The sequence below is a fragment of the Billgrantia lactosivorans genome (assembly GCF_003254665.1).
In the GTDB taxonomy this organism is placed as follows: domain Bacteria; phylum Pseudomonadota; class Gammaproteobacteria; order Pseudomonadales; family Halomonadaceae; genus Halomonas; species Halomonas lactosivorans.
The window spans coordinates 308,121-328,203 of the sequence record NZ_QHGY01000004.1 but is presented as its reverse complement, the minus strand read 5'-3'; the positions used below and the strand labels follow the sequence as shown (position 1 = coordinate 328,203).

Genomic DNA, 20,083 nt, shown 5'->3' with positions numbered 1-20,083 from the left:
ACGTTCAAATAAAATACGCGCTTTGTGCCGGCCCTTCAACCCTGCGTTAACAGAGGCAGGAGAAGCGTTAACTGAGCATGGAGAGCGATGCTTGCACCTGCGGTTACTCCAGCTATACCTGATGTAACCGACTGCGCCTATGGGAAGGGGCCGGCGCTGTGCCAGCGCAGGCATGGAGGCTTCGGGACGACGGCGTGACCGGCCGATGCCGGTCCGGCCGCCAGAAGTACAACGATAAAGATTTCTGGAGTATCCAATGGCTCAAGACAAGAATACGCCCGCGACCCAGGCCGCTGGCCAGAGCGCCAGCGACAGCCAGTCCACCAGCACCTCGCGCCGCCGCTTCCTCACCGGCTCGGCGGCTGCCGTGGGGGCGGGTGCCGCCGCCGCGGTGGGCTTCCCCAGCATCGCCGTGGCCCAGACCACCACGCTGCGCTTCCAGAGCACCTGGCCCAACCAGGACATCTTCCACGAGTTCGCCAGGGACTACGTACGCATCGCCAACGAGATGTCCGGTGGCCGCCTCGAGATCAACCTGTTGCAGTCGGGTGCCGTGGTCGGCGCCCTGGAGCTGCAGGACGCGGTGATCTCCGGTGCCCTCGACGGCGGCCATGGCGTGTGCGCCTACTGGTACGGCAAGCACAAGGCCTATTCGCTGTTTGGCACCCCGCCGCCCTTCGGCTGGGATGCCCATCAGTTCCTGGCCTGGTTCTGGACCGGCGGCGGCAAGGAGCTCTACCAGGAGCTGCTCGATATGCTCGAGCTGCCGCTGGTCGGCTACCTCACCGGCCCGATGCCCACCCAGGCGCTGGGCTGGTTCAAGGAGCCGATCCGCAGCGTGGACGACCTGAGCGGGCTGAAGTACCGCACCGTGGGCCTCGCCGCGGACCTGATGGACGAGGTCGGGGCGGCGGTGACCATCATGGGCGGCCCCGACATCGTGCCGGCCATGGATCGCGGCCTGCTTGATGGCGCCGAGTTCAACAACGCCTCCTCCGATCGCCTGCTGGGCTTCCCCGACGTCAGCAAGACCTGGATGCTGCGCAGCTATCACCAGGACTGCGAGTCCTTCGAGATCATGTTCAACAAGGAGAAGCACGACAGCCTGCCCGAGGAGTTCCAGGCCATCCTGCAGTACGCCGCCAAGGCGGCTTCGTCGGAGATGTACTGGAAGGCGATGGAACGCTACCCGAGGGACCTGCAGGCGATGCGCGAGGAGCAGGGGGTGAAGACCTACATCACGCCCGACTCCGTGCTCGAGGCGCAGCTCGAGGCCTGGAACACGGTCATCGAGCGCCAGTCCGAGGAGGACGCGTTCTTCAAGAAGGTGGTCGATCACCAGCGCGAGTACTGCGAGCGCGTGGTGGGCTGGCACCTCGAGGGCAACACGCCCAAGGAACCGGCCTATCGCCATTTCTTCGGCAAGGCGCCCACCGACAGCTCCGAGATGCTGTAAGCGGCGTGGCGCCCGCCTGGCGGGCGCCTCCGTCGAACGGCCCCGTGCCAGGAAGGCAGCGGGCATGCTTCACGACCGCGCCACCGGGAGGCGGTGCGCTCGTCGGTGAGAGGCCGCCATGCGCTTCATCTTCTTCATCGACCACATCAGCCACGGGGTGGGCAAGGTCTTCGCCTGGTGCATCGTCCTGCTGACCCTGGTGGTCAGCCTGGAAGTGTTCATGCGCTACGTGTTTCGCATGCCCTCCTCCTGGGCCTATGACGCCAGCTACATGCTCTATGGCACCCTGTTCATGATGAGCGGGGCCTACGCCCTGTCCCAGAGCGCCCACGTGCGGGCCGACGTGCTGTCGCGCTATTTTCCCGTGCGGGTGCATGCCGTCATGGACCTGCTGCTCTATATCGTCTTCTTCTATCCCGGCATCCTCGCCCTGGCCTGGGTGGGGTGGGATTTCTTCTCCGTCTCGTTCCGCCAGAACGAGCACAGCTCCATGACGCCGGGTGGCCCCCCGGTATGGCCCTACAAGTTCGTGATCCCGCTGTCCGCGACGCTGCTGGCGATCCAGGGCGTGGCCGAGGTCAGCCGCTGCGTGATCTGCCTGCGCGAGGGCAAGTGGCCCGCGCGGCTGGGTGACGTCGAGGAGGTCGAGTCGATCCAGAAGCTGGAAGAGGTCAAGCAGCAACAAGAGGACAGGCAGCCATGAGCAACCCCGAAATCGGCATGCTGATGCTGGGCAGCCTGGTCGTGCTGATCATGCTCGGCTTCCCCATCGCCTTCACCCTGGTTGCCATGGGCGTGGTCTTCGGCTATTTCGCCATCGGTGACATCATCTTCTCGCTGCTGGTGCAGCGCACCTACGGCGTCATGTCCAACGACGTGCTGATCGCCGTGCCGCTGTTCCTGTTCATGGGCTACATGGTGGAGCGGGCCAACATTCTCGACCGACTCTTCTCGAGCCTGCAGCTCGCGGCGCGGGGCATGCCGGCGTCGCTGGCGGTGGCCAGCCTGATCACCTGCGCGCTGTTCGCCACCGCCACCGGTATCGTCGGCGCCGTGGTCACCCTGATGGGGCTGCTGGCGCTGCCGGCGATGCTCAACGCCGGCTACGACAAGCGCCTGTCGAGCGGGGTCATCTGTGCCGGGGGCTGTCTCGGCATCCTGATCCCGCCGAGCATCATGCTGATCCTCTACGGGGCGATGGCGGGGGTCTCGGTGGTGCGCCTGTATGCCGCCGCGCTGATCCCCGGGCTACTGCTGGCGGGGCTCTACATCCTCTACGTGATGGGGCGGGCGCTGGTCAATCCCAAGGTGGCGCCACCGCTGCCGCGGGAGAGGCTCGACGTGCCCCTTAAGGAGGTCTACTGGGGTCTGCTGACCTCCTTCGTGCCGCTGTTCGTGCTGATCATGTCGGTGCTCGGGGCGATCCTCTTCGGTCTCGCCACGCCTCACGAGGCGGCCGGCATCGGGGCGCTGGGCGCCATGGTGCTGGCGGCAGCCTACCGGCAGATGACCTGGGAGCGGCTCAAGGAGGCGGTTTTCCTCACCGCCAAGACCAGCGCCATGGTGTGCTGGCTGTTCGTCGGCTCGTGGATCTTCTCCTCGGTGTTCTCGCTGCTAGACGGCCATTCGCTGATCGAGCACTGGATCAGCGGGCTGTCGCTGACGCCGCTGCAGTTCCTGCTGCTGGCACAGCTGATCATCTTCCTGCTCGGCTGGCCGCTGGAGTGGACCGAGATCATCATCATCTTCGTGCCGATCTTCCTGCCGCTGCTGGCGATGTTCGGCATCGACCCGCTGTTCTTCGGCGTGCTGGTGGCGCTCAACATCCAGACCTCGTTCCTGACTCCGCCCATGGCAATGTCGGCCTTCTACCTCAAGGGCATCGCGCCCAAGGGAATCCAGCTGGGCGACATCTTCATCGGCATCGCCCCCTTCCTGCTGCTGGTGTTCGTGGCCATGGTCATCCTCTACTTGGTCCCGGGCATCGTGTTCTGGCTGCCGGGGGTGCTCTATAACTGAGACAGGCAGGCAAGAGACGGCAAAACGCATCGGGCCCGGCGCAAGCCGGGCCCGATGCCGTTACGAGGCGTCGCGTAGCGATCAGCCGCGGTGATGCGCGCCGTGATGCTTGCCATGACCCTTGTGATGACGGGGCTGCATGAACGCCTCGAGCGCGGCGATCTGTTCCTCGCTGAGGACTTCGCCGAGGGCCTCGCGGTGCTCGTCGCGCAGCGTCTGCCAGGCCTCGCGGCGCTCCTCCCGGGAGTCGAACTGCTGGTCACGCAGCGCTCGCATGTCGGCATACAGGGACTCGCGCAGCTCGGTCAGCCGCTCGCGCTCCGCGTCGGAGAGCTCCCAGCTGTCGACCAGGGTGGCCAGGCGCTCCTGCATGCCGCGATGACGCTCGCCATGCATCTCCAGGCGCATCTCGCGCTTGGCCTCGCGCAGGGCCTCGCGCTGCTCCTCGTCGAGGATCTCGTCCATGCGTTCGCGATGCTGCTCGTGCAGCTCGCGCATGGCCTCCAGGTGCTCGCCATGGGCCGCTTCCAGGGCGCTGCGGGTCTCCTCGTCCAGGTCGGCGCGCTCGAACAGGGCCTGGCGGTGCTCCTCGAAGCGCTGCTGGTGCTGCTCGCTCCAGCCGCCCTCGCTCTTGCCGGGGAAGGCGACAGCCGCCAGCGACAGGGGCGCGGTGGCCACGGCGAGCAGGGCGGGCATCAACAGCTTGCGGGTTAGGTTACGGCACATCTCGGTCACTCCTTTGCGTTGGGGATGCTGGTAGTGTCGTCGGGCGCTGTGCAACCAACTTGCAGCAATCGTGGAAGAATCGAGGTCACTCCTCGGGCTGGTACTTGTAGCCCACCCCATAGACCGAGCGGATGATCTCGCGTTCGGGCCAGACGTCGGCGATCTTGCGCCTGAGCTTCTTGACGTGGCTGTCGACGGTACGCTCGGAGACGATGCGGTGGTCACGGTACATGCGATCCATCAACTGGTCGCGGGTGAAGATGCGTCCCGGTGCCTGCATCATCACCTTGAGCAGCTGGTACTCCACTGCGGTGAGGCCGAGGTCCCGTCCGTCGGCCAGCGCCCGCCAGCCTTCGTCGTCGAGCACCAGTTGGCTGGCGGGCGCTGCGGCGGGGTCGTGCAGCGCCTGGCTGCGACGCAGCACCGCCTTGACCCGGGCGACCACCTCGCGTGGGCTGAACGGCTTGCAGATGTAGTCGTCGGCGCCGAGCTCCAGGCCCAGCAGGCGATCCACCTCCTCGACCCGGGCGGTGAGCATGATGATCGCCACGCCCGGCCAGCGCTGGCGGATCTCCCGGCACAGGGTAAGCCCATCGATGCCGGGCAGCATCAGGTCGAGCAGCACCAGCGCCGGCAGCCGCTCGTCGAGGTGCTGCTTCTGCAGCCAGGGCAGCACCTGGTCGCCGTGATCGATGTGCCAGGTGGCGAAGCCGCTGCCCTCCAGGTAGTCGGCGACCAGGCGCGCGATCTTCGGCTCGTCCTCGACGATCAGCAGGGTGTCACGTGGGGCTTCGGGGTCGTGCATGGGCGACGTTCCTCATGGGGTGCGATCTTCGGCATCCAGGGCCGGAAACTCGAGGGTCCAGCATAACCCACCCAGGGGCGAGGGCGAGGCCTGCATGGAGCCGCCGTGGCTCTTGACCAGGGCGCTGGCGATGGCGAGCCCGAGGCCGCTGCCGCCGCTGGCCCGGCTGCGCGAGCCTTCGACCCGGTAGAGCCGCTCGGTGAGCCGGCCGAGCGCGGCTTCGGGCACGCCCGGCGGGCTGTCCTGCCAGGTCACGCGGACCCGCCCCGGCGCCTGGACCAGGCGCACCTCGAGCAGCCCCGGCGAGCGGGTATAGGCACAGCTGTTGTCGAGCAGGTTGGTCCACAGCTGGCGCAGGCGCCGGGCATCGCCGCGGACCCAGGCCGGCCCCGGTATCGAGCTGGAGACGCTCATGCCACAGTCGTCGAGCCAGCCGCTGGCCTCCTCGAGGCGCGAGGTGAGGCTCGCCGCCAGGTCGAGCGGGGCGAGCTGCACTTCGAGCGCGCCGGCATCGCTCTGCGACAGCAGCCGCAGGTCGTCCACCAGCCGCTCGAGCTGGCCCACCTCCTGCGACAGCGAGCGCAGGTTGTCCTCGTCGAGCGGGCGGATGCCGTCCTGCATCGCCTCGATCTCGCCGCGCAGCACCGCCAGCGGCGTGCGCAGTTCGTGGGCGATATCGGAGACCCAGCGGGTGCGGGCCTCTCGGCTGGCCTCGAGCGTGGCCGCCAGCATGTTGAAGTCGCGCGCCAGGCGCGAGAGCTCGTCGCGGCCGCGCTCCGGCAGCCGCGCGCTGTAGTCGCCCTCGATCAGGCGGCGGGTGGCCAGCGCCATGCTGCGCGTGCGCTGCCCCAGCCACCAGGCCAGGCCGCCGGCCAGCAGCAGCGAGGCCAGGCCCAGGGCGGCGACGATGATGGCCAGGTTGCGCTGCTGGCGGGAGAGGAAGATGCGATCCATGCGAGCCATCAGCTGCTCGGGCGGGCGATAGCCGAGGGTGCCGACCCGCCGGCCTTCGTACTCGATGGGCAGCCAGTTCAGCTCGGCGGCCATCTCGCGGTCGTCCGGCGGTGGGCCGATCACCGGCAGCCCCTCGGCGTCGTGCAGCACGAAATCGCGGGCGTCACCCAGGCGGCGCTCGATGCCGTGGGGCGGGCGTTCGCCGGGCCACAGCTGCTGGCGCACCAGGCGCTCCCAGGCCGGCGGCGAGTTGCGCAGCCATTGCCAGCCGTCGCGGCGCGCCCACTCCTGTCCCAGGCCCTCGGCCAGGGTCTCGGCGCGGTTGGCCTGGGTGGTCTCGAGGTACTCGAGGAAGCCACGGTCGAGGCTGCGCGACACCGCCAGGAACACCAGCCCGGCGATCACCACGTTGACCGACAGGATGATGACGAACAGCTTGACGCCCAGGCGCGAGAAGGGCGGACGGGGGAAGCGAGACCTCATCGAGTCGGCTCCTGGGTAGGGTGGGCGTTGGTCGGCTGTCCCCATCGCTCGCGCAGGCCTTCCAGCATCAGATAGAGGCAGGGTAGCAGTATCGGGCGGAGGCGAGGCGGTAGCGGCAGGCCGAAGTCCGGCGAGCCGGAATCATTCAGCGGGCCGGCGCGAGGCGTGGCGACCGACGGGTCCACCAGCATCGCGCAAGGCGATGCAGCCAATGGTCACGTAGCGTGCAAGCAGTGTGCAAGCGGGGCCGGCAGGCGGCTCAGGGGCAGGTTTCGCCCAGGATCAGCTCGGTGCCCAGCAAGCGCGAATGGCCCGGCTCCAGGCCCAGGATCATACGCGCCGCCAGGCGTCCCTTCTCGCCGCTCTCCTGGCGCACCGTGGTCAGCCGCGGCGCCCGGTACTGGCCCTCGGCGATGCCGTCGAAGCCGACCAGGCAGATGTCCTCGGGAATGCGCAGGCCGCGGCTCTCGGCCAGCGTCAGGGCGGTCAGGGCGATGCGGTCGGACATGCACAGCAGCAGGTCGGGGCGCTCGTTCGCGGGGAGGTCGAGGATCTCCTCGATCACCGGGGCGCACACCTCGAAAGTGTTCTCTTCCACGTTCCACATCGGCACCTGCGCGGCGGCGAAGCCATGCCGGACCAGGGCGCGATGGAAACCGGCCAGGCGCGAGCGGGTGATGGTGAGCTCGGCGGGCAGCAGGGTGTGCTCGGTGTCGATGCGGCCGTTGCAGGGTTCGCGCGTGAGGCGCAGGTTGACGATAGCCGGTCGCTGCCGTGGCATGGTGGAGAGGGCGCGATCGGCGATCTCGAAGCAGGCCGGCTCGTTGTCGACGTGGACCGAGGGATGTCCCGCGACGTTGAAGTCGACCGCCACCAGCGCCGCATTGAGCGGCAGCGAGTCGAACAGCTCCTCCGAGGGCATCAGGCCGTAGACGATGAAGCCGTCGGCCATGCTCGCCGCATCGGCCAGCTGGCACTTGGCCTGGCGCGCGGAGAGCAGCAGCAGCGTATGCCCCTGGCTGTCGAGCACCTCGGCCACGCCCGACAGGAACTCGCTGGAGACGGCGTCGTTGAGGCTGTAGGTGAGGCTCTCGGCGAGGACCACCGCGATGATTCGCGAGCGCCCGGTGCGCAGGCTGCGCGCCTTGGCGTCGGGCCCCCGGTAGCCCAGCCGCTTGGCCTCGGCGAGGATGCGCTCGCGCAGGTTGGGCGAGAGCTGGTCCGGCCGGTTGAAGGCGTTGGAGACGGTGGCGGTGGAGACGCCGAGCTCGCGGGCCAGATCCTTGAGGGTGATGCGACGGATCGGTGGCGACACGTTGATTTCCCTGCTAATGAGTATGCCCCAAGCATACCGCCCCGGCCATGGCCGGGACAGCCCCGCCGCCGATGCCGCAGCGCCGCCTCAGGCGGCGGCCCTTGCCGGCCCGATCGGCAGCGCCCGGTCATGGGCGTCGAACAGGTGGACATGCTCGGGATCGGGCGCCAGCGCCACGCGCTGGCCCACCGACCACTGGGTCGGAGCCTCGCTGCGCTGGATCAGCAGGGTGTCGCCCTCCTTCGGCTCGAGATAGACGTAGACCTCGTTGCCGAGGTACTCGACGTTGACGATCTCGAAGCCTTCGCCGTCCGGGGCCTCGGCGAGGCGCAGGTGCTCGGGGCGTATGCCCAGCGCCAGCTCGGCGCCCTGGGCATGTGCCGCGGCGTCATGGGGCAGCGCCAGCTCGGCCAGCCCGGCGGCGCCGACCCGGCAGCCGCCGGCGTCGGCGCCGAGCAGCCTGGCCGGCAGGAAGTTCATCGTCGGCGAGCCGATGAAGCCGGCCACGAACTTGGTCGCCGGGCGCTGGTAGAGCTCCTGGGGGCTGCCCACCTGCTCCACGCGGCCGCCGTTGAGCACCACGATCTTGTCGGCCAGGGTCATCGCCTCGACCTGATCGTGGGTGACGTAGATCATGGTCGAGCCGAGCCGCTTGTGCAGGCGGGCGATCTCGTTGCGCATCTGCACCCGCAGCGAGGCGTCGAGGTTGGAGAGCGGTTCGTCGAACAGCAGGATGCGCGGTTCGCGGGCCATGGCGCGGCCCATGGCCACGCGCTGGCGCTGGCCGCCGGAGAGCGCCTTGGGCTTGCGCTCGAGCAGCTCCTCGAGCTGCAGGATGCGAGCGGTCGCCATGACCCGCTCGTGCACGGTCTCCTTGGCGGTCTTGGCCAGCTTGAGACCGAAGGCCATGTTCTCGTACACCGTCATGTGCGGGTAGAGCGCGTAGGACTGGAACACCATGCCCACGCCGCGTTCCCGCGGCGGCAGCTCGTTGACCACGCGATCGCCGATGGCGAGTTCGCCGTCGCTGATCGACTCCAGCCCGGCGATCAGGCGCAGCAGGGTCGACTTGCCACAGCCCGAGGGTCCGACGAAGACCACGAACTCGCCGGCGCCGATCGCCAGGTCCACGTCCTTGATGATGTGGGTGCTACCGAAGACCTTGTTGATCTTGTTGAGAGAGACGCTTGCCATTTGTGCCATCCTCGGCCGCTCGCGGCCGGTCGTTGTTGTGCGGAGTTCTCGAGACCGGGTCTAGAGGCGGAAGTACGCCGCCTGATAGGGCGGCAGATGCAGCGTGCCGCCGCTGACCTCGTACTGGAAACCGTGTTGCTGCAGTGCCTCGCGCACCTCGGGCAGCGCCGCGGTCTGGGGCTGGCCGGTGAGGTTGAAGACGCACAGCAGTCTGTCGCTGCCCCGTTGGCGGGTGAAGGCGACCAGCGCCTCGCCCAGCTCGTTGAGGGTCATGTCGCCGTCGAACAGCGCCGGATGTCGGTGGCGGAAGCGCAACAGGCGGCGCGTGGCGTTGAGCATCGACTCGGGGTCCTCCTGCTGACGCGCCACCGACAGCGGCAGGTGCGGCTCGGCTACCGGCAGCCAGGGCTCGATGGTGGAGAAGCCGGCCAGCGGCGTGTCGTCCCACGGCATCGGCGTGCGGCAGCCGTCGCGGCCCTTGAAGTCGGGCCACAGTGGCAGACCGTAGGGGTCCTGGATGCGCTCGAAGGGCACGTCGGCCTCGGGCAGGCCGAGCTCCTCGCCCTGGTAGAGGCAGACGCTGCCGCGCAGCGAGAAGAGCAGGGCCAGCGCCACCCGGGGGTAGGCGAAGGCGCACTCCTCGCTGCCCCAGCGCGTCGCGCTGCGCACCACGTCGTGGTTCGACAGCGCCCAGCACGGCCAGGCGTCGCCGGCGAACTGCTGGAAGCGCTGCAGCACGCCGCGGATGTAGGCCGGGGAGCGCGGCGAGTTGAGCAGGTCGAAGGTGTAGGCCATGTGCAGCTTGTCGCCGCCCGAGGTGTACTCGGCCATGCGTTCGAGAGGGGTGTCGTCGCCGATCTCGCCCACCGTGGTGGTGCCGGGATACTCGTCCATCAGCGCGCGCAGTTCACGCAGGAAGTCGACGTTCTCGGGCCGGCTGATGTCGTAGAGGTGGCGTTGCCAGGTGTAGGGGTTCTCCTTGGGCGCGCCCATGGTGCGCGTGGCGTCGATGGTCAGCGCCGGGTTGCTGCGCAGGTGCTGGTCGTGGAAGTAGAAGTTGACCGTGTCGAGGCGGAAGCCGTCGACGCCCATCTCCAGCCAGAAGCGCATGTTGTCGAGCTGGGCGGTGCGCACCTCGGGGTTGTGGAAGTTGAGGTCCGGCTGGCTCGACAGGAAGTTGTGCAGGTAGTACTGCTGGCGCCGACTGTCGAAGGTCCAGGCCGGCCCGCCGAAGATCGACAGCCAGTTGTTGGGCGGCGTGCCGTCGGGGTTGGGGTCGGCCCACACGTACCAGTCGGCGCGGGGGTTGCCGCGGGTCATGCGGCTCTCCTGGAACCAGGGGTGCTGGTCCGAGGTGTGGCTGATGACCTGGTCGATGATCACCTTGAGGCCGAGCGCATGGGCCCGCTCCAGCAGCGCCTTGAAGTCGTCGAGGGTGCCGAACAGCGGATCGACGTCGCGGTAGTCGCTGATGTCGTAGCCGAAGTCGCGCATCGGCGAGGTGAAGAAGGGCGACAGCCAGATGCCGTCCACGCCCAGCGAGGCGACGTAGTCGAGCCGCGCGGTGACGCCGGGCAGGTCGCCGACGCCGTCGCCGTTGCTGTCCATGAAGCTGCGCGGGTAGATCTGGTAGATGACGCCGCCGCGCCACCAGAAGGTGTTGTCTTGCATGGGGTTCCCTTGGTCAAGCCTCGATTGGTGCATGGTTCGTCGGGTGCGTCGGGGGTGGACCGTGATGGCCGTGTCGGGTTCAACCGTTGCGTTGTCACCCCTTCACGGCGCCGGCCGTCAGCCCCGAGACGATGCGTCGCTGGAAGATGATCACCAGGATGACCAGCGGCACCGTGACCACCACCGAGGCGGCCATGATCGGCCCCCAGGGCAGCTCGTAGGCGCTGCCGCCGGAGAGCAGGGCGATCGCCACCGGCACGGTGCGCTGGCCGTCGGTCAGGGTGAAGGTCAAGGCGAACAGGAACTCGTTCCAGGCGGCGATGAAGGCGAGCAGCCCGGTGGTCGCCATGGCCGGCCACATCAGCGGCAGGAATACCCTGGTGATGGTGATCCAGGGCGTGGCGCCGTCCATGATCGCGGCCTCCTCGAGTTCCATGGGCAACTGGCGCATGAAGGTGGTCAGCACCCACACGGTGAAGGGCAGGGTGAAGATGGTGTAGCTCAGGATCAGCCCGCCCGGGTTGTTGTAGAGGTTGAGCGCGCGGATCACCTCGAACAGCCCCGACAGCACCGCCACCTGCGGGAACATCGACACGCCGAGGATCACCAGCAGCACCGTGGTACGGCCGCGGAAGCGTACCCGGCCCAGGGCGTAGGAGGCGGTGATGCCGAGCAGCAGGGCGATGAACACCACGCTGGTGGCGACCACCACCGAGTTGAAGATCGCCTGCAGGAAGCTGCGCTGGCCGAAGATCTGCAGGTAGTTGGCGAGCGTCGCCCGCGTCGGCCACAGCTCGACCCGGAACAGTTCGCTCGAGGGCGTGAAGGAGGTCTTCACGGCGTAGTAGAACGGGAATACCGCGATCACCACGACCAGCGCCACCAGCAGCCAGAAGGCGAGGCGTCCCGTGAGCTTGGAGAGTTGGCGCGAGGTCATCACTCACCTCCCAGTTGCAGTTGCTTGCGGCCCAGATAGAGGTAGGCGATGGTGGCCAGGGCAATGACGAGGAACAGCAGGGTCGAGGCGGCGCTGCCGTAGCCTACGTCCTGGAACTCCACCAGTTGCTGGCGGGCATAGATCGACATCGACATGGTGCTGGTGGAATTGGAGGTCAGCACGTAGATGACGTCGAACACGCGCAGTGCATCGAGCAGGCGGAAGATCACCGCCACCATCAGCGCCGGGGTGATCAGCGGCAGGGTGACGCGGAAGAACACCCGGAGCGGATGGATGCCGTCGACCTCGGCGGCCTCGTAGCAGTCCTTGGGCAGCATCTGCAGCGCGGCCAGCACCAGCAGGGCGACGAACGGCGTGGTCTTCCATACGTCGACCATGATCACCGCCCACATCGAGTAGCCGGCGTCGGCGGTCCAGGCGATGGGGCTGGCAATGAGGCCGAGCGCCATCAGCAGGTGGTTGATGATGCCGAACTGGTCGTTGAGCATCCATGCCCACATCTGCGCCGAGACGATGGTGGGGATCGCCCAGGGGATCAGCACCGCGGCGCGCACCAGGGTCCGGCCCTTGAACTCTGCGTTGAGGATGAGTGCCACGACGACGCCGAAGATCACCTCCAGCGACACCGAGACCACCGAGAAGTAGACGGTGTTCCACACCGCCCGCCACCAGACGGGGTCGGCGAGCACGCCGAACCAGCGCCCGTCGTCGTAGACCAGGTAGTTCTCCAGGCCGATGAACAGGGTATCGCTCAAGTCCGACAGCGAGGCGTCGGTGAAGCTGAAGTAGAAGGTGCGCAACAGCGGCCAGCCGGCCACCATGGTCAGCGTCACCAGCATCGGCGCCAGAAAGTACCAGGCGGCGCGTACCCGCTGCCGGCGCACCTTGGTGCTGCGGTAGCTGACCGGCAGGGGGCGCGCCGGGATCGGCGCGCTTTCGCTCACGGGTGTCGACATCTCGGGCTCCCGGGGGTTACCAGTTGCGGCGCTTCAGGCGAGCCAGTTCGCGGTCGAGGTCGCTGACCGCCTGCTCGCCGCTGCGGTTGCCGGAGAGCACGTCGTGGACGGCGCTGAAGAAGGCGTTGCTGACGCGGCCGTAGGCGTCGCCGGTGGGGGCCGACGGCCGCGCCACGGCGTTGACGAAGGTGTCGTAGAGCTCGCCGAAGAAGGGTACGGCCTCGAGTACCTCGTCGTCCTGATACAGCGATTCGAGGGTCGGGTTGTAGGCGCCCTCGATGGCGCGGCGCTTCTGCTCCTCCTCGCCGGCGAGGAACGCCACCAGCTCGGCGGCAAGCTCGGCGTTCTCGCTGTAGCGCGACACCGCCAGGTTCCAGCCGCCCAGAGTGGCGGCGCTGCTGCCTTCGCCGCTGTGGGGCAACTGGGTCACGCCGACCTTGCCGCGCACGTCGCTGTCCTCGCTCTGGGCCAGTGCCCAGGCGTAGGGCCAGTTGCGCATGAACACCGCGTTGCCGCCCTGGAACACGCCGCGAGCTTCCTCTTCGGTGTAGTTGAGCACGCCTTCGGGGGCGATCTCGCCGACCCAGGAGGCGGCCAGATCGAGGGCCGCGGCCGCCTGCGGGTTGTCGATGGTGATCTCGCCATCGCCGTCGACCAGCGTACCGCCGCCGTGGCTGGCCACCCACTCCAGGGCGTTGCAGGTCAGCCCCTCGTAGGCGCGCCCCTGGAACACCAGGCCGTGCATGCGCTCGTTGCCCGCCTCACGCTCGGCGTCCTGGATCTCGCGGGCGATCTCGGTAAGCTCCTCCCAGGTCTCGGGCGGTTCGTGGCCATACTCCTCGAGCAGGTCGGCGCGATAATAGAGCACCCCGGCATCGGTGAACCAGGGCATGGCCACCAGGCGGTCGTCGATGGTGTTGTTCTCGATAATGGCCGAGAAGTGGCCCTCTCCGGCGTCTTCGCCCAGCACCTCGCGCAGGTCGAGCAGATGGTTGGCGAGCAGGCCCGGCCACACCACGTCGATCTGCATGATGTCGATGTCGGTGGAGTTGGCGGAGAGAATCTGCTGGTAGAGCGACAGGCGTTCGGTGGAGGAGTTGGGCGTCGAGACCACGTCGACGCTGTGGCCGGTCTTCTCCTCCCACGCCTCCACGCCCTGCTGGCAGAGCTGGAGTTCGGCGCCCACCGCGCCGCAGGAGATGGTCAGGTCGGCCGCCTGGGCCTGGCCGAGGCTGGCGGCGCTCGCCACGACGAGGGTCGGGAACAACGTCTTCTTGAGCATTGGGAATCCTTGTCGGCTTGTTGTTATCGCTGGCTGCTGAACGAACTTAAACGATTAAGTTCCTACGGCGCTCAGTTAGCCGCTTCTGTTCGACGAGTTCAACCTAGACTTTCGGCTAAGGGGGCGATGCTTCCCCCCTGAAGCATAGCCCAGGCCCGCCCCGGCCCTACCAGGAGAGAAACAGCAGGATCAGCGGCGGCGACAGCAGCGAGAGCAGGAAGCCGCTGACCACCGCGATCGGCACGCAGGCCACGCCGCCGTGCTGCTGGATCACCGGCAGCGTGAAGTCCATCGAGGTGGCGCCGCCATAGCCGATGGCGAGCGGGGCATGGCGGCGGATGGTCAAGGGAATCAGGATGAAGGCCAGCAGCTCACGGGCGAGATCGTTGAAGAAGGCCACGCCGCCGAGCAGCGGGCCGAGCCGGTCGCCGACCAGGATCGCCGAGAGCGAATACCAGCCGAAGCCGGAAGCCAGGGCCAGCCCCTCGTTCCAGCGCAGCGAGAGCAGGGGCGCGGCGAGCAGACCGCCGGCCAGGGAGCTGAACGCCAGGGTCGTGGCAATCGCCAGGCCGTGGCGGTTGAGCAGGATCTGCCTCAGTGGCATGCCCGAGTTGCGCAGCTGGCAGCCGATCAGCGCCAGCAGCAGGTAGAGCACCCATTCGGCCCACAGCTCGGCATGCCGGAAGACGATGTCGCCCGCCAGCCAGGCCAGTGCCAGCCCCAGCATTATCCCGCCGGCGACCACGGCCACCAGCGCCAGCGAGCCGAGCAGCGCCGCCAGCTTGGTGGTGGGGGCATTGGCCACCACCGGGGAGGCTGCCAGGCGCAGCCCGAGGCGGCGTGACAGCCACCACAGCGCGAGCAGGTTGCAGGTGCCGACCACCATGAACAGCCAGAGGGCCTGACCGCCCATGAGCGTCAGCTCGCGGCCGAGATTGTCGAGACCCGCCAGGCCGATGCCCATCAGCAGCAGGATGACGTAGACCGAGGCGTTGACGCCGCGGTTGACGGCCGACATGACGCCGGTGTGGCGAACCGGTACCAGGTAGCCCAGCACCAGCGGCAGCAGCACGATCAGAAGCCCCGAGAGCATCGCGATTCCCTTCACCGAGGCCGCACAGGGCGGCGAAAATCGCCAACTGTACCAGCCTTTGGCACGCCGCGCCGGGGAACCGCCCTCCAGGCGGTACTCAGCGTGCCTCGGTCGACAGCGAGGTGAGCGTGAGGCGGCTGCGACGCTCGCCGTCGTGTCGGTAATCCATCGCCAGCAGCAGCCCGGGGTAGTGCGGATGGAAGTGGAACAGCATCTTGCGCTCGGGCGTCTCGGGGTCGTTCACCTCGACCTTGAGCGCCTCGAACTCGCCGGCGGGAAGCCGCAGCGCTTCCGTCCCCAGCGGTCGGTAGTCGAGGGTCTCCTCGCGGCCGCGATGATCCAGGTAGACCAGGCGGCAGGGCGTCGCCTTGCAGTCGTCGTTCCGCGCGCGTCGCGACAGCTCGACCAGTGCCGCCTGGCGGTCGGGCAGGTTGGCCAGTTCACTGCCACCCAGCCGGTAGTTGCCACCCACGCCCAGCAGCGAATAGCCGCTGGCGTAGTTCACCGAGCGCACGCCCTCCGGGGTGACGATGAAACGACTGCGTTCGCTGCCGCGGGCCACGGCGATGGCGGCCTCCATGCGGCTCTGCCAATGACCGCTCTCGCGGGTCAGGCGGTGCTCGATGGTGGCATTGGGCCAGCCCTTCACCTCCAGGCGATAGCTGGCGCTGAAGGGCTGCATGAGCGCCTCGGGTTCCGGCAGGGCAGCCATGGCCGTGGCGGTCGCCCAGGCCAGCAGCGTGGCAATGAGCGGCAGGCGAAGGAGGGCGCGCGGGAAGAGGGGCATGTCGGGGCACCGCTTGGCTGAGGGGCGACAGTAACTGTGAGCCCCGGCAGGCCCGGGGGGTTCCTCAGTGCACGCTTGTTCCTCGGTTGCGCCGCTCAGGTCGCGGCCAGGCGACGCAAGGCCCGGCTCAGCGCTACCGGGAAGTCGTCCAGGCCATCCTGGCGGGGCTCGAGGCAGCGCAGTCGGTCAGGCAGGCGAGCCAGCACGCTAGGCACGCGTTCGCGGGCGCGCCCAGCGTCGGCCAGGTGCCCTTCGTCGACCCTGCCGTCACGCACCAGGGGCACCAGCAGGGGCTCGGCGTCGGGGAGATTCTCGTCGCGTTGGGCGAGCACGTCGCCGCTATAGCGGCCATGCTCGTCCTGGCGCCGGAACAGCTGCTTGCGCCCGGGCAGATTGACCTTGCCCGTGGAGTGCTTGACCCGCGGTGTGCCGGCATATTCCACCAGCTTGTAGGAGAGATCGATGACCGGGGCATCGGCCGAAACGCTCATCTGGGTACCGACGCCGAAGGCGTCGATGGGGGCTTTCTCTTCGATCAGGGCGGCAATCCGGTGCTCGTCGAGGCCGCTGCTGGCAATGATCCTGATTCGCCCGTGCCCCGCTTCGTCGAGTAGCGCCCGGGAGCGGCGAGCGAGCTCGCCGAGATCGCCGGAGTCGAGCCGTATCGCATCGACGCGTAGCTGCGGCTCATTGCGCAGCAGTTCGATGACCTGGCGCACGCCATCGAGGGTATCGTGGGTATCCACCAACAAGGTGGTGCCGGGGTAGTGATGGGCAAAGGCCCGAAATGCCTCGGTCTCGCTGTCGTGCGCCAGCACGTAGCTGTGCGCCATGGTGCCGCTCAGGGGCAGGTCGTGTCGCAGGCCGCCCAGCACATTGCTGGTGCCGGCCAGACCCGCCGTACGGTAGGCGCGCACGCCGCGCACGGCGGCGTCGATCCCGTGCATGCGGCGCATGCCGAAGTCGACCACCGGACGACCGCGGGCCGCCATCACGATGCGCACCGCCTTGGAGGCCAGCACCGTCTCGAGCTGCACCAGGTTCATGAGCAGGCTCTCCACCAGTTGCGCTTCAGCGATCGGCGCGTCGACCTCCAGCAGCGGCTCGTTGGGGAACACCGGCGTGCCTTCGGGAAGCGTCCAGATATCGCCGCTGAAGCGCCACTCGGCCAGCCAGTCGAGGAAGGCATGATCGAAGCGTGCGGTCGCGGCCAGGCGCTGAAGCATGGCCGGCGTGAAGCGAATCCGGCAAATCTGCGCCGCGGCATGCTGTTGGCCGCAGGCGAGCATGAAGCGTCGTGTCGCTGGCATCTTGCGAAAGAACAGGCTGAAGGTGGCCCGCCCGGTCATCTGCTCCTTCCAGTAGGCTTGCAGCATGGTCAACTGATACAGGTCGGTCAGCAGGGCCAGCTCGCAATCTTCGACACAGAGGGGGGGCGACTCGCTCATTGGCGGACCTCGACGCCTGATTCCTGAAGTTCATGTTGGCAATGGCCGCGCCCCTCGGGGGCGACGGGCTGGGTGAGAGTGTCGAGCAGAATCACGTCGAAGCCTTCGTGCCGAGCCTCGAGCGCCGTGGCCTTGACGCATACGTCCATGGCCAGGCCGCAGACCACGACCTGCGTGATGCCGCGCTCCTGCAGGTAGCCAGCCAGGCCGGTGCCATCGAAGGCGGAATAGGCGTCGACATCGAAGGCGGTGGCCTTGCTGACGCGTATGGCATCGTCGGGCAGAGCCAGCTGTGGATGAAAGGCCGCACCTGGGGTGTCCTGCACGCAGTGCACCGGCCATTGGCCGCCGCGATGCGCGAAGCTCACATGGTCGACGGGATGCCAGTCGCGCGAGGCCACGACCATCGCGCCGGCGCGCTGTGCCGCCTCGATCTCGGCGTTGATCCCCGGCACCAGGGCACTGCCACCCCTCACGGGTAGCGCCCCGCCCTCGCAAAAATCGTTCTGCATGTCCACGACCAGCAGCGCGACGCCCGGTCCATAGTGCATCAGGGCCATTACGCACCTCCAGCGAGGTCGGTGTGTCTCATTTACCAGCGTATGCCTTGCATGCAGCTTGTTGAAGGGCCCGAAAACAGATTTCCCCGGCGACGGCAACGGACGCTGAGCGAACGGATGCGTCCCGACGACGAAAGCATGACCTCGGTCAAAGCAGGGGAAAAGGAGGAAGGGGCGAGCTCAAGCCGCGGCTCAGGCGGCCGAAAGAGCGGGCATGCGAACGCTGATATGGCGCATTCGCTTCCCGGCCGACGGATATCACAACTACAACGGCACCGCCACGCCAGCCATGTCCCGACCCTTCGATATAACCGAGCTCGGCAGGATCAACGAACATGAAAAATCTTCTCCATCGCATTCCGGTGTCACGCAAATTCATGCTGGCGCTGGCATTTCCGCTTGTCATCATTGTCTGGCTGGCGGGTAGCGGCGTCATCGAGCGCCAGCGCCTGGCCGCCGACATGCAGCAGGTCGACCGCTTTGCCGGACTGGCGGCAGAGCTGGGCGGCCTGATGCACGAGCTGCAGGTCGAACGCGGCCTCTCGGTCGGCTTCCTCGGCAGCCGGGGCGAGAGTTTCGGCAATCGCCTCGACGCCCAGCGCGAGCGGGTCGACGAGCAGCTGGTCGTCTACCGCGACGTGCGCGAGGGGCTCGACGCCAGCGGCGACGCCGGCATCGGTCAGCGCCAGCAGGAGGTCGAGGAACTGCTGGTCGAGCTCGCCGACATGCGTCGCGAGGTCGACGCGCTGGCCATCGAGAACCTGGAGGCGCTCGAATACTACACCGAGATCAATTCGCGGCTGGCCGAGGTGGTCGGCAGGCTGAACGCCCTCGTCAGCGCCGGGGAGCTGACCCGCAGCCTGGGCGCCTACTACGCCCTGCTCGAGATCAAGGAGAGTGCCGGCATCGAGCGAGCGCTGCTGGCCAGCGCCTTCGCCGCCAACCGCATGTCGCCGGATGTCTACTACCGCTTCCTGCGCCTGCTGGGCGAGGAGGCGGCCTACGAGGAGAGCTTCACGGTACTCGCGAATGCCGACATCGCGTCACGCTACCGCGCCGCGACCACGGAGCACGAGGCGAACGGCAACCTCTACATGATGCGCCAGATCGCCATGCGTCAGGGCATCGACGGCGGCTATGGCATCCGCCCCGAGCGCTGGTTCGAGGCCCAGACCGGCAAGCTCGAGCGGCTGCGCGAGGTCGAGCTCGCCCTCGCCGGCCACGTGCAGGAGCGCGCCGCCGCGCTGGCGGCGGATGCGCGCCTGGGGCTCGTGACCTTCGCCGGGCTGGCGGCGCTGGCCATCGTGATGGCGGTACTGCTCTCCATCGTCCTGGTGCGCAGCATGGTGGCGCCGCTGCGGCTCGCCCTGACCCAGATCGAGGCACGCGGCGGCGACCTGACCCACCGCCTGGCCGAGCCCGGCAGCGACGAGCTTTCCCAGCTCTACCGCGCCTTCAATGCCTCCACCGCCAGCATGGAGGCGCTGGTGGCCTCGATCCAGCAGGGTGCCCGCGGCGTCGGCTCGGCCAGCGGTGAGATCGCCCAGGGCAACGAGGACCTGGCCAGCCGTACCGAGGAGCAGTCCGCCTCGCTAGTGGAAACCGCCACCAGCATGGAGCAGATGACCTCCACCGTGCGCCAGTCGGCCGACAACGCGCGCCAGGCCAGCGCCATGAGCGAGCAGGCCGTGGCGCAGGCGGAGCAGGCCAGCCGGGTCGCCGAGGAGGCGCGCCAGGCCATGCAGCAGATCTTCGAGGCCAACCGTCAGGTCACCGCCATCGTCGAGGCCATCGACGGCATCGCCTTCCAGACCAACCTGCTGGCGCTCAACGCCTCGGTGGAGGCGGCGCGCGCCGGCGAGCACGGCCGCGGCTTTGCCGTGGTCGCCGGCGAGGTGCGTCAGCTGGCCAGCCGCAGCGCCGAGGAGGCCGAGCGCATTCGCCAGCTGATCGGCAATGCCACCCTGCGCGTGGAGGCAGGCAACGGGCTGGTGGGCCAGACCTTCGAGGCGCTGACGGCGATTTCACTAGGGGTGCGCCAGGTCGCCGACCTGGTGGCGGAGATCTCGTCGGCCAGCGGCGAGCAGTCGGCGGGCATCGAGCAGATCAACCAGGCCGTGGCCCAGCTGGAGGCGACCACCCAGCAGAACGCGGCACTGGTCGAGCAGGTGGCGACCGCCAGTCGCTCGCTGGATGACCAGGCCGGCGAGATGGCCCGGCTGATCGGGCGTTTCCGTGTCAGCGACGTGCGGGAGCGCCCGCGGGTCGACGTGGCGCAGGTCATGGCGCTCGACCACCGCGAGGCCAAGCGACTGCCGCAGCCGGCATGAGATCGTCGCGAGCCTCACTTCACCCGGCGGCGGGCCCATGGGCCCG

At 68.1% G+C, this 20,083-nt stretch carries 17 protein-coding genes; 4 read left to right on the top strand and 13 right to left on the bottom strand.

All coding sequences use genetic code 11. The features are described from left to right. Nucleotides 1-256 precede the first annotated feature (256 nt). The 3 genes from DIS04_RS11975 (at nt 257) to DIS04_RS11965 (ending at nt 3,475) form a co-directional block, all read left to right on the top strand. A complete protein-coding gene (locus DIS04_RS11975; protein WP_111414008.1) occupies nt 257-1,456 on the top strand; it encodes a TRAP transporter substrate-binding protein in 1,200 nt (399 codons plus the stop codon). A gap of 118 nt (nt 1,457-1,574) precedes the next feature. Continuing rightward, nucleotides 1,575-2,159 carry a TRAP transporter small permease subunit gene (locus DIS04_RS11970; protein ID WP_111414007.1) on the top strand — a complete coding sequence of 195 codons (585 nt, stop codon included), beginning with the start codon at nt 1,575-1,577 and terminating at the stop codon, nt 2,157-2,159. Beyond that, nucleotides 2,156-3,475, top strand: coding sequence for a TRAP transporter large permease (locus DIS04_RS11965; RefSeq protein ID WP_111414006.1), 1,320 nt, complete (start codon nt 2,156-2,158; stop codon nt 3,473-3,475). The genes DIS04_RS11970 and DIS04_RS11965 overlap by 4 nt, the downstream gene beginning before the upstream one ends. Nucleotides 3,476-3,556: 81 nt before the next feature. On the opposite strand, the gene DIS04_RS11960 is transcribed toward DIS04_RS11965, so the two are convergent. From DIS04_RS11960 to DIS04_RS11900, 13 genes are all read right to left on the bottom strand, one after another. Continuing rightward, nucleotides 3,557-4,201, bottom strand: a complete 645-nt coding sequence (locus DIS04_RS11960; RefSeq protein WP_111414005.1) for a hypothetical protein — start codon at nt 4,199-4,201, stop codon at nt 3,557-3,559. An 85-nt stretch (nt 4,202-4,286) separates the two neighbouring features. Then, nucleotides 4,287-5,006 carry a response regulator gene (locus DIS04_RS11955; RefSeq protein ID WP_111414004.1) on the bottom strand — a complete coding sequence of 240 codons (720 nt, stop codon included), beginning with the start codon at nt 5,004-5,006 and terminating at the stop codon, nt 4,287-4,289. A 12-nt stretch (nt 5,007-5,018) separates the two neighbouring features. Beyond that, nucleotides 5,019-6,443: an ATP-binding protein gene (locus DIS04_RS11950; protein WP_111414003.1), complete on the bottom strand. Its 1,425-nt coding sequence runs from the start codon at nt 6,441-6,443 to the stop codon at nt 5,019-5,021. A gap of 259 nt (nt 6,444-6,702) precedes the next feature. Further along, nucleotides 6,703-7,758, bottom strand: a complete 1,056-nt coding sequence (locus tag DIS04_RS11945) for a LacI family DNA-binding transcriptional regulator (RefSeq protein ID WP_179951262.1) — start codon at nt 7,756-7,758, stop codon at nt 6,703-6,705. An 87-nt stretch (nt 7,759-7,845) separates the two neighbouring features. Next, nucleotides 7,846-8,952 carry an ABC transporter ATP-binding protein gene (locus DIS04_RS11940; protein WP_111414002.1) on the bottom strand — a complete coding sequence of 369 codons (1,107 nt, stop codon included), beginning with the start codon at nt 8,950-8,952 and terminating at the stop codon, nt 7,846-7,848. 60 nt (nt 8,953-9,012) lie between these two features. After that, nucleotides 9,013-10,623: an alpha-glucosidase gene (locus tag DIS04_RS11935; protein ID WP_111414001.1), complete on the bottom strand. Its 1,611-nt coding sequence runs from the start codon at nt 10,621-10,623 to the stop codon at nt 9,013-9,015. Between the two features lie 94 nt (nt 10,624-10,717). Continuing rightward, on the bottom strand, nt 10,718-11,560 hold the full coding sequence (locus DIS04_RS11930; protein WP_111414000.1) for a carbohydrate ABC transporter permease: 843 nt from the start codon (nt 11,558-11,560) through the stop codon (nt 10,718-10,720). Continuing rightward, on the bottom strand, nt 11,560-12,537 hold the full coding sequence (locus tag DIS04_RS11925) for a carbohydrate ABC transporter permease (RefSeq protein ID WP_111413999.1): 978 nt from the start codon (nt 12,535-12,537) through the stop codon (nt 11,560-11,562). Before DIS04_RS11925 ends, DIS04_RS11930 begins: the two co-directional genes overlap by 1 nt. Nucleotides 12,538-12,553: 16 nt before the next feature. Next, the gene (locus tag DIS04_RS11920) at nt 12,554-13,819 is read right to left on the bottom strand and encodes an ABC transporter substrate-binding protein (RefSeq protein ID WP_111413998.1); all 1,266 of its coding nucleotides are present in this window, start codon (nt 13,817-13,819) and stop codon (nt 12,554-12,556) included. A gap of 166 nt (nt 13,820-13,985) precedes the next feature. Next, nucleotides 13,986-14,912 carry a LysO family transporter gene (locus tag DIS04_RS11915; RefSeq protein ID WP_111413997.1) on the bottom strand — a complete coding sequence of 309 codons (927 nt, stop codon included), beginning with the start codon at nt 14,910-14,912 and terminating at the stop codon, nt 13,986-13,988. Nucleotides 14,913-15,009: 97 nt separating this feature from the next. After that, nucleotides 15,010-15,699, bottom strand: coding sequence for a DUF2790 domain-containing protein (locus DIS04_RS11910; RefSeq protein ID WP_111413996.1), 690 nt, complete (start codon nt 15,697-15,699; stop codon nt 15,010-15,012). Nucleotides 15,700-15,794: 95 nt separating this feature from the next. After that, nucleotides 15,795-17,147, bottom strand: coding sequence for a nicotinate phosphoribosyltransferase (locus tag DIS04_RS11905; protein ID WP_111413995.1), 1,353 nt, complete (start codon nt 17,145-17,147; stop codon nt 15,795-15,797). Further along, entirely contained in the window at nt 17,144-17,707 is a 564-nt protein-coding gene (locus DIS04_RS11900) for a nicotinamidase (RefSeq protein WP_111413994.1), read from the bottom strand. The genes DIS04_RS11905 and DIS04_RS11900 overlap by 4 nt, the downstream gene beginning before the upstream one ends. 335 nt (nt 17,708-18,042) lie before the next feature. On the opposite strand from DIS04_RS11900, the gene DIS04_RS11895 reads away from it, so the two are divergent. After that, nucleotides 18,043-20,037 (top strand): methyl-accepting chemotaxis protein, encoded by a 1,995-nt coding sequence (locus DIS04_RS11895; protein WP_245904552.1) that lies wholly within the window; start codon nt 18,043-18,045, stop codon nt 20,035-20,037. Nucleotides 20,038-20,083 lie beyond the last annotated feature (46 nt).